Here is a 15,457-nt window from a genome sequence, read left to right as displayed (position 1 = left end):
CTCAGTGTGAGGCCCCGCCGGTTATCGGCGGGGCCTTATTGTTTCCGGGTGGGTAGGTGGCTGCCGCTATTAGCTTCGGGCTGAAACCCAGGAGCCATGCAGGGCCTTCGTATTTAGGCTCCTACCTCCATAAAGCGCACACCCCCCTGATGCCTATAAACAGGCATCAGGGGGGTGTGCGCTTTATGGAGGTAGGCTTACACTACTTTGATTAGGTAGTAGTTCTTCTTGCCTTTCTGGGCTACAATGTACTGGTTCAGTAGCAGCGGTACTTCGGTGGCTTGCTGCTCCAGGGTGGCTTTGGCTCGGTTCAGGCTCACGCCGCCTTGCTGAATCATTTTCTTGGCTTCGCCCTTGGAAGGGAAAATAACGCTGTTGGTAGCTTCGCTCAGCAGGCCGATGACGTTCTGCTCGGTTAGCGCGGCGCGCGGCACTTCCAAGCGGGGCACGCCGGCAAACACGTCCAGTAGCGTTGCCTCGTCGAGGGTAGCTAGGTCGCCGCCCCCGAAGAGCACCTGCGAGGCGGCCAGCGCCGCTTCGTAGGCCGCTTCGCCGTGCACCCGGATGGTTACGTCTTGGGCCAGGGCTTTCTGCAGGGTGCGCAGGTGCGGGGCCTGGGCGTGCTCGGCTTCCAGGGCTTCGATTTCCGCCTGGTCGAGCAGGGTGAACACCCGAATGAGGCGGGGTACGTCGGCGTCGGCGGCGCCCAGGAAGAACTGGTAGAACTGGTAGGGCGAGGTCATGGAGCCATCCAGCCACACGGTGCCGGTTTCGCTCTTGCCGTACTTGGTGCCGTCGGCCTTGGTGATAAGCTGGCCGGTGAGGGCGTAGGCTTTGCCCTCGCCGCCCGACATGCGCCGGATCAGCTCCGTGCCGGTCGTGATGTTGCCCCACTGGTCGGAAGCGCCCATTTGCAGGGTGGTGCCCAGCTCCTTGTAGAGGTGGAAGAAGTCGTAGCCCTGCAGCAGCTGGTAGCTGAACTCGGTGTAGCTGATGCCCTCCGCGCCGGAATCCTCGTTGCCGCCGATGCGGCGCTTCACTGAGTCCTTGGCCATCATGTAGTTTACGGTCAGGTGCTTGCCTACCTCGCGCAGGAACTGCAGGAAGCCAAACTCCTTGAACCAGTCGTAGTTGTTCACCACGCGGGCACCGGTAGGCGAGTCATCGAATACCAGAAACTTCTCCAGCTGAGCCCGAATACCGGCCTGGTTGCGGCGCAGGGCGTCTTCATCCAGCAGATTACGCTCGGCCGACTTGCCCGAGGGGTCGCCAATCATGCCGGTGGCGCCGCCTACCAGGGCCAGGGGCCGGTGGCCGGCCCGCTGCAGGTGCACCAGCAGCATAATGGTAGCCAGGTTACCGATGTGCAGGGAAGGTGCCGTAGGGTCGAAGCCGATGTAGCCGGTGATGGGCGCAGACTGGCGCAGGTGCTCGTCGGTACCGGGCATCATGTCGTGAAACATGCCCCGCCAGCGCAGTTCTTCTATTAAATCCACTGAGTAAATGGGTGAATGAGTGAATACGTGAGTTGGCCCTGGCAAACACTGAAGGCCGCCAGTGGGCCCCGCCAGCACTCTTTGAGAAACCAGCTGAGGCCTATTACAACTGGACAAAGGTAGCAGTACCTTTGCTTTTTGAGAGTGAAAATCACCAATTGCTTCCGTTGGCAGTACGCCTGGCGCCAACCCGTGTCCACTTCACTCATCCACTCTTTTACGCCTCCACTCCGTGACCCTCACCGCCGACGAAATTCTGAAGCAGCTCCAGCAGCGGCAGTTTGCGCCCGTGTACTTTCTGCAAGGGGAGGAGCCGTACTATATTGACCTGGTAGCCGATCTGCTAGAGAAAAACGTGCTGCCGGAGCACGAAAAGGGGTTTAACCAGGTGGTGCTCTACGGGAAGGATACCGATGTGGCCGGCATCCTGAACCAGGCCAAGCGCTTTCCCATGATGGCCGAGCGGTCCGTGGTTATCGTGAAGGAAGCCCAGGCCGTGGCCGATCTGGAGGCGGAGAAGGCGTGGCCGTTTCTGGAGGCCTACCTCAAAAACCCACTGCAAAGCACGGTGCTGGTGCTGTGCTACAAGCACAAAACCCTGGATGCCCGCAAGAAGCTGGGCAAGCTGCTGACCGGCGACAAAAACAACCCGGCCCCGGCTGGCACCGTGCTGCTCACCAGCAAAAAGCTCTACGACAACCAGGTGGCGCCCTGGCTCACGAACTACGTGCGCTCAAAGGGCCAGCAGATCACGCCCCAGGCCACCAACCTGCTGGCCGAGTACATCGGGGCCGAGCTGGGTCGGCTCACGAACGAGGTCGACAAGATGCTCATCAACCTGCTGCCCGGCCACAGCATCGACGAGGATCTGGTGCAGCGCATGGTGGGCATCAGCAAGGAGTATAACATCTTCGAGCTGCAGTCGGCCCTGATTCGGCGCGACGTGCTCAAGGCCAACCGCATTCTGCTCTACTTCGAGGCCAACCCCAAGAACAACCCGCTCATCCCCAACCTGACGCTGCTGTTCAACTACTTCTCCCGCCTGCTGGCCCTGCACCAGCTGCCCGGGAGCCCCACCGAAGCCGACTGGAAGCGCCTGAACCTCGCCAACGCCTACGCCCGCCGCGACTATCAAACCGGCCTGAAAGTATTCGACTTCCAACGCACCCGCGACATCGTGCACTTGATCCGCCGCGCCGACGCCCAAAGCAAAGGCATTGAATCGGGCTCCATGACCGACGGCGAAATCCTGCGGGAGCTGGTGTGGCTGATTCTGCACCCCGTGCCCTTACACGCCGTGGTAGGCATGTAGTGACGCAATATGTTGCATCTTCTTGTCGGTTGAGGTTGTCACAACAGTTCAGGGCCAGTTGTTCCACAACCAGATACGATACATTGCGCCTCTACCATGAGTGAGTTCCCGCTTCTTGTGTGGTCTGGTGGTTACGGCACATTCCGAAACGTTGCTCTCCAAAGTCATGTGTCCTAATTGCTTCTCGGCTGGCATATACAGTTTTCCGTCGTGGTGGGAGTACGAGGCATTTGAGCAGCAACTGTTACGCAAGCCGCTGAAGTTGCTGCCCGTCTATGAAGCATGGCCTACGGAACGTACGATCCGCTACCGCTGCTCACGCTGCCAGGAAGTATGGGTGCTGTCAGAGCCGGAGAATTCCTGGCGCGGTTACTTTTTGCCAGAAGAGTTAGCCGCTAGGTACAATGATAAGCTCGGTAGGCAAGACAAATTCAGGCGTACAGGTTGCCTCGTCTTACTAGGCATGTTGGTTGCCTTCCTCCTGTTGAAATGGCTCACCTGAGTACGGTAGCCAGCCTGCGGCTCGGCGGCGTAGTATAGAAGTCGAACCTAAAGAAAAATTTCCGCGTTAATCGGAAAAATTTCTTTAGGTTCGACCTGTCAAACTGCAACACCTATGGCTGCCACTGCTCATCACCCCAAAATTACGGCTACGATGCCCGCTGCTCTGCGCAAGAAGTGGGCGGCTTGGGGGCAGGCCGGACAGGATTCCTTCGCCCTGGTGATGGAGGCGCGTAAGGGAGTGCCGGCCGCCACGGCGTTTGAGGTAGCCGAAGCATTTCAGCTGCAGGCCAACGAACTGGAAGCCATCTACGAGCTTTCCACGAAAACCCTGCGCTCGTATTCCCAGGAAAAGAAAACCCTGAGCGTGGCCAGCAGCGAGAAGACCCTGAAGATTATCAGCCTCTACAACCTGGGGCTGGAGGTATTTGGGGAGGCAGCCGCGTTTCTGCGGTGGCTGGATAAGCCCGCCCACGGCCTCGACCAGGAGGTGCCCTTGCGCCTGCTGGAAACCAGCGGCGGCATTGATCTGGTGGCCGAGGAGCTGACTCGCATTGCCTACGGTGACTTATCCTAGCCGCGGGGTATGCTGGTATACCGCATCTGCCTGGCCCGCTACGCCGACGACCTGTTCGCCTCCGGCTACCGGGCCCGCTGGAATTACAAAGATCAGTTCGTGATTTACACGGCCTCGTCGCGGGCCCTGGCCTGCCTGGAGAACGTGGTGCACCGGAGCGGGGAGGGCCTTAACGACCAGTTTCGGGTGCTGGTGATTGACGTGCCCGACGACCTATTGGTGGAAGAAATCAGCCTGGCCCAGCTGCCCAAAAACTGGGAAAAAGCCAGCCGCTACGCCCTCTGCCAGCCCCTGGGCGCGGCTTGGTACACGGCGCGCCAGTCGGCGGTGCTGCGGGTGCCCTCGTCCATTATTCCGCAGGAGCACAACTACGTGCTCCACAGCCGCCACCCCGAGTTCAAGCGCATCCAGATAGTAGGGCGGGAGGAATTCAGCTTCGACGCCCGCATCAAGGCGGCCGATGTGGGGTAGCAACAACGAGCTAGGCTGTAGAGACGCAACATCTTGCGTCTCGGCGTCAGAACGAGCGCTCCAGTACGACCAACATCACCTGTCATTCCTCCTGCGGCGGAATGACAAAAGAGCTAACCTCAGCAACGACGAGACGCAAGATGTTGCGTCTCTACACCGACCACCGAAGCCGGAGCAATGCCCAACACGCCGGAGCCACCCTACAGCCACCAGTTCACCTTCCCTGGGCTTACCCTCCCGGACCTGACCAGCGCCATCATTGAGCAGCACAGCAGCGCCGGTATGCTGCCGGAGGGCAGGGCCCTGAACGCGGTGCTTCCTGAAGACTTGAGGATAAACCACGGGCGGTTTAACCTGGGCGCCGGGGTAGGGCCGACGGTGACCGTAGAGCAGACCGGCGACCTGCTGGTGGGCTGTACGTGCTTAACTCCGGCTGGCCGGTTGTGCGCGCACCAGGCTCTGGTACTGTTGGCCCTGGTGCAGCGCCGGGAGCTGCGGATTTTCTTTGATGCCCCGCTGCGCCAGAGTCGGCTCCGGGCCGTGGCGCGGGACTACGGGCTGGAGCAGCAACCCAACCTCGACGAGCATTTTCAGCTAACCTACGCCGAAGGGCAAACCAGCATTACGCCCCGGCAGCCGGAGCTGCTACCCCTCACGGCGGCTACTAAGCAGGAACTAGTGCGCCAGCTCCTGCCCGAGAAACGGCAGTTGCCCCCAGCCGGGCCCGCCACTACGCGCGCCGTGCTGCTAACCCGTCACCGCTACTACGGCCACCTGACCCTGCAACTCATCGAAGCGGAAACCACCGCCGCGGGCAAGCTCCGCAATCCGCTGACCCTACTAAACCCGCTGGATGGCATCTGGAGCGTATCGGACCCCGAGGTGCTTAAGTTTTACACCGGTCTGGCGCGCTTCCAGCATAATTACGAGGAAGAACGGTCGGCCCAGGCCCTGGAGGCCCTGCGGGCGGTAGTGAAAAACCCTTTGGGGCTGCCCGTGTACGCTCACCAGGCCGCCCAGGGCGAGAAACCCACGGCCCAGTCGGTGGCGGCGGTGCGGGTGCACCGGGCCCGGCTGGAGCTGCGCCTGCTGGTGACCGAGCAGGGCGAGTTTTACCGGGTGTCGGGCCAGCTTAGCGTGCTGGATCAGCTGCTGGCTTTGCAGGACGTGACCATTCGCTACGACTACTTCGTGGCCCTGCACGACGACCTGTACCTGCTCGATGACCTAGACGTGTGGCGGGTGGTGGAGTTTTTTAAGAAGCGCAGCAACACCCTGCTGCTGCACCAAAGCAAGTTCCCGGAGTTTCAGCAGGACGTGCTAGCCGGCCTCGAAGACAAGCTCCACATCCACTACACCTACGTGCGGCCCGCCACGCCCCAGCAGCTGGCCCTGGGTGGTTACCAGGAAGAACCCCGGCCGCTGCTCTACCTCTCCGAGGCCGGGGCGCACGTAGAGGTGCTGCCCGTGATGCGCTACGGCGAGCGGGAAGTGTCGGTGCTCTCGCGCAAGCAGCTCCAGGACACGGACGCCCTGGGCCAGCCCTTTGCCGTGACCCGCGACGCGGCCGCCGAAACCCGGCTATTAAAAGCCTTGATGCGCCACTACCCCCACTTCGAGGAGCAACTCCACCTCGACGCCTTGTACGTACCAAAAAAGCAGTTTCTGGATGAGGACTGGTTTCTGGAAGCGTTTGAAGACTGGCGCACCCAGGGCATCACCATTCTGGGCTTCAACCAGCTCAAAGGCAACAACCTCAACCCCCACAAGGCTCACATTACGGTGCAGGTGAGCCGGGAAACGAACTGGTTTGACACCAAACTGGGCGTGCGCTTCGGCAAGCAGCAGGCCACCTTGCCCCAGCTCTACCAGGCCGTGCGCAACCAGCGCCGCTACGTCACCCTCGACGACGGCACCCGCGGCATCCTACCCCAGGAGTGGCTCGATAAGTTCACCCGCTACTTTGCCGCCGCCGAAGTTGTGGAGGAGCAGTTGCGCACGCCCGCCGTCAACTTCGCGGCCGTGGAGGAGCTCTATCAGCCCGAAGAACTCACTCCCGAAGCCCGCGTCCAGCTCGCCGACTACCGGGCGGCCCTGGCCGATTTTGGCGGCATTCAGGCCGCGCCCGTGCCAGCTGGGCTGCAGGCAACGTTGCGCGACTATCAGCGGCAGGGCCTGAACTGGCTGAATTTCCTGGATACCTTTCAGTTTGGGGGCTGCCTGGCCGATGATATGGGCCTGGGCAAAACCCTGCAAGTGCTGGCGTTTCTGCTGCTCCAGCGCGAGAAGGTCGAGCGGGCCGCCAGCCTGGTGGTGGTACCCACTTCCCTGGTGTTTAACTGGCAGGCCGAGGTAGCGAAATTCGCGCCCACGCTGCGGGTGCATACTCTGCACGGAGCCAGCCGCACCAGGCACGCGGCGGAGTTCGACGGCTACGATATCGTGCTGACGACGTACGGCACGCTGGTAGCCGACGTGCGCGCCCTGCAGCGCTACCAGTTCAACTACGTGATTCTGGACGAGGCCCAGGCCATTAAAAACCCCGACTCGCAGCGCTACAAGGCGGCGCGCCGCCTGCAGGCCCGCAACCGGCTGGTGCTCACGGGCACGCCCCTGGAGAACAATACCTACGACATCTACGGGCTGCTGTCCTTTGCCTGTCCGGGCTTGCTGGGCAGCCGGGCCCACTTCAAGGCCCACTTCGCTACCCGCATCGACAAGTTCAAGGACGACAGCCAGGCCCGCGCTCTGCAGCAGAAAATCAGGCCCTTTGTGCTGCGCCGCACCAAAGCCCAGGTAGCCCCCGAGCTGCCCGACAAAACCGAAATGGTGCTCTACTGCGACATGGGCCCCGAGCAGCGCCGGGTGTACGAGGCCTGCAAAGAGGACTACCGTAACCTGCTGTTAGGCCGCCGCGAAGACGTGCTCGGGAAAGACCACCTGCACCTGCTGCAGGGTCTGACCCGGCTCCGGCAAATCTGCAACTCACCCGCTCTGCTTCCCGACGGACCCGATTACGGCGCGGCCTCGGCCAAGCTGGAAGTGCTGCTGGAAGAGCTGCAAAACCACGCGCCCCAGCACAAAATCCTCATCTTCTCGCAGTTTGTGGGCATGCTCGACCTGATCCGGCCCATGCTGGAAGCCCACGACATTCCCTACCAGCAGCTTACCGGCCAAACCCGCCACCGGGCCGCGGCCGTGCAGGAGTTTCAGCAGAACGAGCAGGTGCGCGTGTTTCTCATCAGCCTGAAAGCCGGCGGCACCGGCCTCAACCTCACCGAGGCCGACTACGTGTACCTGGTGGACCCCTGGTGGAACCCCGCCGTAGAAAACCAGGCCATCGACCGCGCCTACCGCATCGGGCAAACCAAGAAAGTGGTAGCCGTGCGCCTCATCTGCCCGCGCACTGTGGAGGAGAAAATCATGCAGCTCCAGCAAACCAAGCGCGAGCTGGCCCAGGACCTCATCCGCACCGACGCCGCCCTACTGAAAACCCTCTCGAAGCAAGAACTGCTGGAGTTATTCGAATAAGTCTGTCATTCCGACGCAGGAGGAATCTGGGTCAAGCATTAGGATACTAACCCAGATTCCTCGTCCCTGGCTTGATGCGCCACATGTTCGGAAGGACAGGTGGTTTGGCAGCAGGCGCGTAACTTGGCCCTGCCTGTTATCCGCTCTCCATTATCTTTCCTATCCCATGCCCGAAACCCCCACCATGCAAGTGCTCGACATCATTGTCATGTCGCCGAAGGAAACCTTTCTCGTGGGCCGGCTGGACGGGCCCCTGAAGCCCGGGCCGTGGGAGCTGCGCCTGAACGAAGAGGTAGTCGCCACCCTGGACATTACCGGCGAGGCCCAGATTGAAGCCGGCCGCAAGGGCAAGCTTCAGCCGCCCCGCGTGGCCGTCAGCCGCACGCCCGTTGAGAAAAGCCGCTTTGACTTCACCCGCGACGAGGTGACGCTGGTGCGCCAGGGGTAGGGCTAGCCTAGGCAGATCGTAATAGATAGAGAATATGTCATGCTGAGCGCAGCCGAAGCATCTCTACCTCTGGCTAATCAAGTGGCCTTGGCCTCTGCAACGTCAGCACGCGAAATGTCTCGACCAGTTCGACATGACGTTCAAGCGAAGTGGTAGAGATGCTTCGACAAGCTCAGCATGACACGAAGCAGTTGGATTAAGCATGACTTTGTTTACATGCTATTCACTCAACCCGACTGAGTAAGCCGCTAGCGTTGCTGCAGGAACCGCAGCACGGCTTTATTAAATGCCTCCGGGGCCTCTTGAGGAGCGTAGTGGGTGGTGTTGGGGAGGATAACCAACTCGCTTTGGGGCAAGGCCTTCGCCAGGGCCCGGGTATGCGCTTCCAGAATTACGTCGTGCTGACCGGCCATGACCAGGGTAGGAGCCGCTACCCCTTGCAGCTCAGCAAACGTCAGCTGGGGCTCTTGCAGCAGGATGCGCAGTAAGCGCGTACGGTTCAGATCAGGGGTGGGGAGCTGCTGTTCTTCCCGCAGCTGCCGGCGCAGAAGCGCCAGGAAATCGGGTTCAATAGCCTCGGGAGCGGGAAATAGGTTGGCGCCCATGACGGCAAGGCGCCGCACGTACGTGGGGTGGCGGAGCGCCAGCGTCAGGGCCGTGTTGCCCCCGTCGCTCCAGCCCAGAATATCTACCTGGCGTAGGCCCAGCGAGTCGAGCAGCTGGCGCGTGTCCTCCGCAAACAGGTCGTAGGTGAAGTCGGCGGTGGTGTGGTCCTGGCTACGGCCCTGGGCGCGGGTGTCCACGGCAATAACCTCGAAATGCTGAGCCAGTTCGCCGATCTGCCGCTGGAAGGCGGCAATGGATTGGCCATTGCCGTGCAGGAGCAGGAGCGGGGTGCCCTTCCCGTACCGCTCGTAGTACAGCCGTCCGCCCTTCACGACTACGTAGCGGCCCGCTTGCGCATTTTCGCCGTAGTGATGGGGGTTGGTAAGATTGGGCAGGGTAGGCGCCGCGAGGTAGCGCAGATACCGCAGGCTGTCGGGTAGTTCGTAATCAGCGGGAGTAGTGGGCGCGGCTTTGCTGGCACCGTAGGAGTCGGCAGTGAGGTAGAAGCTGAGGTAGCTGGCCTTCAGTTGCTGCCAGGCCGCTTGGCTTTTGTTGCGGGTAAGGATGCTATGGCCCGGCGCGGGTACGGCCGATATTCCAAAAGCCTTCGGGGTGCCTTCCTGGGCCTCGCTCTGCAGCCACTGAATGGTTACGGCTACCTCCCGCTGGCCCTGCAACTGCACCTGGTAGGGCGACAGATCCACCCGCACCCAGCCGCGGGGCTGGGTCACGTCGAAGCGCACATCCTGGCGGAGCAGGGGCTGGTCGGGCAGGCCGGCTTTTACGCTGTACAGGTTTAGCCGGAACTTCACGGATTTGAAGCGGTTGAAGGCCACGTGCATGTTGAAGTCGCGCAGGCGGCAGTCTTTATCAATACCGATGATGGTGCCCTGCTCTTTGGCCAGGGCGTCGCTCACTAACCCGGCCTCGGTGTACATGCTGGCCCCCATCAGCGAGGAGCTGCTGGTGCGGCCAAACGTTTTGGTTTTCACCTTGCCCGGCCGCACCGTCACGGCTGCCAGACTAACGCCGCTGGGGCGCAAGCGCACTACCTGCCCGGTGGCCTGCAGCGTGGCTGCGGGCAAGGTGGCCGACTGGTAGCCCACGCACGAAACAATTACGGGGTCGGCTAGGTCGGTGGGGATAGTAAACTGGAAACGCCCCTGCTCATCGGCCACCGTCCCGAGCGGCTTGCCTGTTACGCCCACTGAGGCAAACGGCACCGGCGCCTGGGTCTGCGCATCCAGCACGGTGCCCTGCAGCAAGGTTTGGGCAAGTACATGGGGGGTAGTAACTAAACTCAGCAGGCAGAGCAGGTATAGGAACAGACGCATGGAAAGAAGGTAGGGAGTTGGCAAAGGGAGCCGCCAGGCAGGCGGAAGGTTGCCTTTCTGTTGCCCAAATGCCTAATCCGAATCAGTACCGCTCCTCATTGCGCGCTGAACTCAACTCGATAAGATATTCGCAGGCTTTCCGGAAACCATCCCGCTTATCTGGGCTATGGCGAAAAACCATGTGGTAGCTGTTGGCTTGGTGGGATTCGAATACCCAATAAGCCCCATCCGTTGCGGTAAATAACTCGCAAGGCGGCAATTGCTGAAAGCTACTCGTCGCTAGCAGCTGTTCAACCTGTTGCCACTGCCGCGGCGTAATAGAATGAACAGTCTCTAGCTGAGGTAGCGGCTCCGCTGGACGGTTATGTTCAGCTAGTTCGCGCTGCACCTTTGGGGCTTTGCGTTTTGCATCGAAATCCTATTGTAATCGTGCAGCTTCAGCTTGCGAGGCAGTAGGTGGAACGAACAGAATTTGCTCAAGCCTGGGCGCTGTAGCCGATTTAGTGAGAAACTGGGTCCGTAACGTGGCGCCGCCGGCCTGCTGAGTCAGCGTCAGCAGTACGGGCCGGTGGAAGGAGCGCAGCCACAGAAACCGGTAGGTATCGTTGCCCAGGTAATAGTTCGATAGTACTGGAGCCTTAAAGAAAAACAGATTGGCCGAGGCAGAAGCCAACGCCATCTGACAATAAGCGGTCTGCGAATACTGCATTTTGTCCGTCAACTGATCAACACATGATAAAGCTGCCGGAAAATAAAACGTGGTCGTATCCCGGGGCCGGCCCTGCGCATCGGAAATGGCGGGGTTTTGTGGGTAGGCGGGGGTAGGAGAAATAGGAGCAGAGGCCCCACCGAAGCAGAGGCCGGTAAGCCCGGCGAACAAAGCAGAATAGAACCGTTGCATAGAGCTATACAGGAAATAGGTTCTCTAAACACGGCAGAATCCTCGGGTTTTCTACACTAAACCAGCCGCGTACCGACTTAAAATCGGTTGAGCTTTTCACTACATTTAGCGGCGCCAGTAGCAGTCCAAACACGCTCTAACAACTAAGTAGCGCTATTGGTAAGGGAAGTAACTAGCTCTGATTTTTACCGGAAATAAAGATGAACAAGTATTTGCACTACTGGACTTTGCTTCTCTTAAGCGCAGCAATGCTAAGCGCTTGCCAAACAACGATGGATGAGGAACAGAAAGGCGTTTTTATTATTAGCAATCAGTCCGGCCATGACCTTGAGCTGAAAATATACAGCACCAGAAACCGCCAGCAATTGCCTTTGAGTCTGCGGTTGCCTAATAACACAAGCGTAGAGCGTGTGAGCTATGGCGGGGCGGGCAATATTGCGTATCCTGAATTGTTTTCGCAGGGTGATTCCGTTCGGCTGCTATTCCAGGACGGGAAGCAGTTGCTGCACTATTGCCCCCAGGCCCAGCAGCTCAACGGCCAGTGCCTACCTGCTCGCAACCTTCTAGCCCTGAATCAATACCAAGTGGAGACCTTGAGTGAACATACTAGTCGGTTCAGCTACACAATAACCGCTGCGGACTACGCTTTGGCGCGTTAAAAATCAGGTGACAACAGAGTGAAACGAGAGGGGAAACCTGAGCTGCCGATCCGCTTATGTACACCAAACCGGCCGCGCCCCGCGTTACCACCGGCAAAAAGGGCCGTTTCCGGGCAACCTCGGCCGAACTTTTCGCTACTTTTGGCTGATTCCCGGTGCCCTGGCGGCGCCGGCCTCCCTTGTGCGTAACGCTTTCTGATGAAACTATTCCCCCGCCTGGCGCTGGCCGCCTCCCTTTCCGCTGCCGCCCCCCTGGCCGCGCAGGCCCAGCAAACGCAGGTGTTCACCGCCGACGAACGCCACTACCAGGAAGGCCTCGAACTCTTCGACCGCGGCAAGTACGGCGCGGCCCAGCAAGCCTTCCAGCGCTACCTCGACCTCACCCAGCGCCGCACCGGCGAGCTGGCCCCCGGCCGCACCACCGATGCCGAGTACTACTACGCCGTGTCGGGCCTGTACCTGTTCCACCCCGATTCGGAGTCGCGCATTCTGGCTTTTGCCACCAATAATCCGGCCCACCCCAAAGCCGCGCAGGCCTATTTCGAGCTGGGCAAGTTCTACTTCGACAAGAAGGACTACGTGAAGGCCATTGACTACCTGCAGAAGGTAGGGCCCGACAACCTCAGCGACGACCAGCGGGCCGAGGCCGAATTCAAGCTCGGCTATGCCTATTTCGCCCAGAAGGAGTTCGACAAGGCCAAGCTGCAGTTCGACCGCAACAAGGCCGGGGCCAGCGAGTACCGCTACGCCAGCTCCTACTACGCCGGCTACCTGGCCTACCGCGCCGGCGACTACCAGGGGGCCCGCAAGGACCTGGCCGTGGCCGAGCAGAACGACGCCTACAAGCCCGTGGTGCCGGCCGTGATGTCGCAGATTTACTACAAGGAAGGCGACTACGAGGGCCTGATTACCTACGGCACCCAGGCCCTGCAGCAAACCCCGCCGCCCCAGAGCGCCGACGAAATTCAGCTGCTGGTGGGCGACGCTTACTACCAGAAGGAAGATTTCAAGCAGGCCGCTGAGTACTTCGATAAGTACGCCGCCGGCCGCAAGAGCATCGACCCCAAGGTGCAGTACAAAATCGGGTACGCCAACTTCAAGCAGGGCGACTTCAAGGGCGCTATCGGCAGTCTGAAGGGGGTAGCGGCCCGCCGCGACTCCCTGGGCCAAAACGCGGCCTACCACCTGGGTTTGAGCTACCTGAAAACCAACCAGAAGCCCCTGGCCCTGAACTCCTTCGATGCGGCCCGGAAGGTGACGTTCGATAAGGTCATCACCGAAAACGCGACCCTGAAGTACGCCCAGGTAAACTACGAGCTGGGCAACACCCAGGAAGTTATTGCCGCCCTGCGCGACTTCTCGAAGCGTTTTCCCCGCTCCAAAAACCAGGCGGCCGCCGACGACATTCTCAGCGAGAGTTTCCTGAACTCCTCCGACTACGCCCAGGCCCTCAACTACCTCGACAACCTCGACGAGCGGAGTGCCAAGCTCAACGCTACCTACCAGCGCGTGGCCTACCTGCAGGCCGCTACCCTCTACAACAACAACCGCTACCAGGACGCGCTGCCCGTGCTGGATAAGAGTCTGAAATACCCCCAGGACGAGGCCCTGCGCGCCGCGGCTCAGGTGTTGAAAGGCGAAATCTACAGCTACGGCCAGCAGTACCAGCCCGCCATTACGGCCTACACCGCCGCCGCCCGCACGGCCCGCACCGGCTCGGCCTCCGAAACCGACTTTGATCAGAAAGCCCGCTATGGCCTGGGCTACGCCTACTACAACACCAAGCAGTACGACCGGGCCCGCCAGCAGTTCCAGGCCTGGCTCCAGGACCCGGTAGCCAAGCCCGCCGACCCGAACTACTATGACGTGACCCTGCGCCTGGGCGACACCTACTACGTGGCCAAGCAGTACCAGCAGGCGCTGGATCAGTACAACAAAGTCATTCAGGCCAACGCCGCCGATAAGGACTACGCCTACTACCAGAAGAGCGTAACGCTGGGGCTGATGGGCCGGCGCGAGGAAGCCAGCAACACCCTGAGTACCCTGCTGAAAACCTCGCCTACCTCGCGCTACGCCGACGATGCGGTGTACCAGCAGGCCCAACTCGATTTTGAGGCTGGCTCGTTCCAGCCCGCCGTGGAGGGCTTCTCCCGCCTGATTACCAACCGCCCCAACTCCCCCCTGATTCCGCAGGCCCTGCAGAAGCGCGGCGTGGCCTACCAGAACCTGGAGCAGCACGCAAAGGCCGCCGAGGACTTCAAACGCGTGCTCAGCCAGTACCCGCGCACCAAAGCCGCCGGCAGTGCCATCTACAGTTTGCAGGAAAGCCTGTCGGCCCAGGGCAAAACCGAGGAGTTCGACCAGTACCTGGCCCAGTTCAAGCAGCAGAACCCCGACAGCAAGGCCACCGAAAGCGTGGAGTTTGAGGCTGCCAAGTCCTTGTACCTGGCCGAGAAGTACGCCCAGGCCATTCCGCGCCTGGAAAGCTACCTGCAGCAGTACCCCAGCACCACCCTGGCCGCCGACGGCCGCTACTTTCTGGCCGACGCCTACCTGCGCACGGGCCGCAAAGCCGACGCCCTGCCCCGCCTGAGGGCGGTGGTCGAGGAAGGCAAAAGCGAGTTCGTGAACCGGGCCGTGGGCCGGGTGGCTGATCTGGAGTTTGAAAACAAGAACTACGCCGAGGCGGCCCGCTACTACAGCCGTCTGCGCGAAGTGTCCCAGAACAAGCGGGAGGTAGCCAACGCGGGCATCGGGCTGATGAAGAGCTACTACGAGGCCGGCGACCTGGAAGGCACCCGCCGGGTAGCGCAGGAGCTGCAGGCCCAGGGCGGAGCTTCCATCAACGCCACCAATCTGGCGCTGCTGTATCTGGGCAAAGCCAGCTACAAAGCCGGCAGCCTAGAGCAGGCCATCGGGGAGCTGACCACGGCCGCCAACACGGCCAAGGATGAAAGCGGGGCCGAAGCCCAGTACCTCATTGCCAGCGCGCTCTACCAGCAGAAGAAATACCCCGAAGCCCTGGACGCGGCCTACAAGAGCAACTCCGACTTCTCGAACTACGACCTGTGGCTGGGTCGGGCCTTCCTGCTGATTGCCGACGTGTACAAGGAGCAGAACGAAATCTTCCAGGCCCGCGCCACGCTCAACTCCATCATCGACAACAAATTTCCGGTAGCCGAAATCGTGGAGGGGGCCAAGCAGCGCCTCTCGGCCCTGCCTGCCGACCCGGCGGCTACGTCGGCCCCGGGCGCGCCCAAAACGCCGCCGGCCAAAACCCCGCCCAAAGCCACCACTCCGGCTACCAAACCAGCCACCGGCAAAACCACCAGCAAGCCTGCCACCGGCAAAACGCCCGTGCGCAGCTCCCTGGTGCCGAGCGACGCCGTACCCGCCGATTCTTCCACCAACTCCACGGCCTCACCCCAGGAAGAGTAAATCGGTGTAGAGACGCAACATGTTGCGTCTCGGCGTTGCTGACATTGTTTTGCCAATGCAGTGCCGGTTGTTCAACGACGAGACGCAACATATTGCGTCTCTACAGTATTAGTAATCTGAAGCAAGCATTCAGGCGTAAGACTGTAACGTATTTAAAGTCAGAAAATAATAGGAGAGGGGGTA

General features: G+C 60.7%; 10 protein-coding genes. 7 read left to right on the top strand and 3 right to left on the bottom strand.

Annotated elements, in window-relative coordinates; translation table 11 throughout:
• Positions 1 to 197: 197 nt before the first annotated feature.
• A complete protein-coding gene (tyrS, locus tag IEW18_RS14280; protein WP_188558540.1) occupies positions 198 to 1,496 on the bottom strand; it encodes a tyrosine--tRNA ligase in 1,299 nt (432 codons plus the stop codon).
• Positions 1,497 to 1,728: 232 nt separating this feature from the next.
• Here tyrS and holA point away from each other — a divergent pair, with 232 nt between their 5' ends.
• The 5 genes from holA to IEW18_RS14255 all read left to right on the top strand — a co-directional run bounded on the left by holA (position 1,729) and on the right by IEW18_RS14255 (position 8,336).
• Positions 1,729 to 2,808 (top strand): DNA polymerase III subunit delta, encoded by a 1,080-nt coding sequence (gene holA / locus IEW18_RS14275; RefSeq protein ID WP_188558539.1) that lies wholly within the window; start codon positions 1,729 to 1,731, stop codon positions 2,806 to 2,808.
• 616 nt (positions 2,809 to 3,424) lie between these two features.
• Positions 3,425 to 3,886 carry an Xre family toxin-antitoxin system antitoxin gene (locus tag IEW18_RS14270; RefSeq protein WP_229728752.1) on the top strand — a complete coding sequence of 154 codons (462 nt, stop codon included), beginning with the start codon at positions 3,425 to 3,427 and terminating at the stop codon, positions 3,884 to 3,886.
• Positions 3,887 to 3,895: 9 nt separating this feature from the next.
• Positions 3,896 to 4,357 carry an RES family NAD+ phosphorylase gene (locus IEW18_RS14265; protein ID WP_188558538.1) on the top strand — a complete coding sequence of 154 codons (462 nt, stop codon included), beginning with the start codon at positions 3,896 to 3,898 and terminating at the stop codon, positions 4,355 to 4,357.
• Between the two features lie 177 nt (positions 4,358 to 4,534).
• Entirely contained in the window at positions 4,535 to 7,888 is a 3,354-nt protein-coding gene (locus tag IEW18_RS14260) for a DEAD/DEAH box helicase (protein WP_188558537.1), read from the top strand.
• Between the two features lie 166 nt (positions 7,889 to 8,054).
• Positions 8,055 to 8,336: a hypothetical protein gene (locus IEW18_RS14255; RefSeq protein WP_188558536.1), complete on the top strand. Its 282-nt coding sequence runs from the start codon at positions 8,055 to 8,057 to the stop codon at positions 8,334 to 8,336.
• Positions 8,337 to 8,584: 248 nt separating this feature from the next.
• On the opposite strand, the gene IEW18_RS14250 is transcribed toward IEW18_RS14255, so the two are convergent.
• Together IEW18_RS14250 and IEW18_RS14245 are read right to left on the bottom strand one after the other, a co-directional pair.
• The gene (locus IEW18_RS14250) at positions 8,585 to 10,276 is read right to left on the bottom strand and encodes an alpha/beta fold hydrolase (RefSeq protein WP_188558535.1); all 1,692 of its coding nucleotides are present in this window, start codon (positions 10,274 to 10,276) and stop codon (positions 8,585 to 8,587) included.
• A 418-nt stretch (positions 10,277 to 10,694) separates the two neighbouring features.
• Positions 10,695 to 11,177: a hypothetical protein gene (locus IEW18_RS14245; RefSeq protein WP_188558534.1), complete on the bottom strand. Its 483-nt coding sequence runs from the start codon at positions 11,175 to 11,177 to the stop codon at positions 10,695 to 10,697.
• A gap of 200 nt (positions 11,178 to 11,377) precedes the next feature.
• Here IEW18_RS14245 and IEW18_RS14240 point away from each other — a divergent pair, with 200 nt between their 5' ends.
• Both IEW18_RS14240 and IEW18_RS21880 read left to right on the top strand, forming a co-directional pair.
• Entirely contained in the window at positions 11,378 to 11,836 is a 459-nt protein-coding gene (locus IEW18_RS14240; RefSeq protein WP_188558533.1) for a hypothetical protein, read from the top strand.
• A gap of 198 nt (positions 11,837 to 12,034) precedes the next feature.
• Positions 12,035 to 15,274 (top strand): tetratricopeptide repeat protein, encoded by a 3,240-nt coding sequence (locus IEW18_RS21880; RefSeq protein ID WP_188558532.1) that lies wholly within the window; start codon positions 12,035 to 12,037, stop codon positions 15,272 to 15,274.
• The last annotated feature ends 183 nt before the right edge of the window (positions 15,275 to 15,457 follow it).

Source organism: Hymenobacter glacieicola (assembly GCF_014640315.1).
GTDB classification, from domain to species: domain Bacteria; phylum Bacteroidota; class Bacteroidia; order Cytophagales; family Hymenobacteraceae; genus Hymenobacter; species Hymenobacter glacieicola.
Note: the sequence above shows the minus strand (reverse complement) of the source record. Positions and strands in the feature narration are given on the sequence as shown.

Bases quoted from the DNA above. Each gene is read 5' to 3' on its own strand.
- IEW18_RS14270 (WP_229728752.1), top strand. From the start codon at position 3,425: ATGGCTGCCACTGCTCATCACCCCAAAATTACGGCTACGATGCCCGCT.
- IEW18_RS14265 (WP_188558538.1), top strand. From the start codon at position 3,896: ATGCTGGTATACCGCATCTGCCTGGCCCGCTACGCCGACGACCTGTTC.
- IEW18_RS14260 (WP_188558537.1), top strand. From the start codon at position 4,535: ATGCCCAACACGCCGGAGCCACCCTACAGCCACCAGTTCACCTTCCCT.
- IEW18_RS14255 (WP_188558536.1), top strand. From the start codon at position 8,055: ATGCCCGAAACCCCCACCATGCAAGTGCTCGACATCATTGTCATGTCG.
- IEW18_RS14250 (WP_188558535.1), bottom strand. From the start codon at position 10,276: ATGCGTCTGTTCCTATACCTGCTCTGCCTGCTGAGTTTAGTTACTACC.
- IEW18_RS14245 (WP_188558534.1), bottom strand. From the start codon at position 11,177: ATGCAACGGTTCTATTCTGCTTTGTTCGCCGGGCTTACCGGCCTCTGC.
- IEW18_RS14240 (WP_188558533.1), top strand. From the start codon at position 11,378: ATGAACAAGTATTTGCACTACTGGACTTTGCTTCTCTTAAGCGCAGCA.
- IEW18_RS21880 (WP_188558532.1), top strand. From the start codon at position 12,035: ATGAAACTATTCCCCCGCCTGGCGCTGGCCGCCTCCCTTTCCGCTGCC.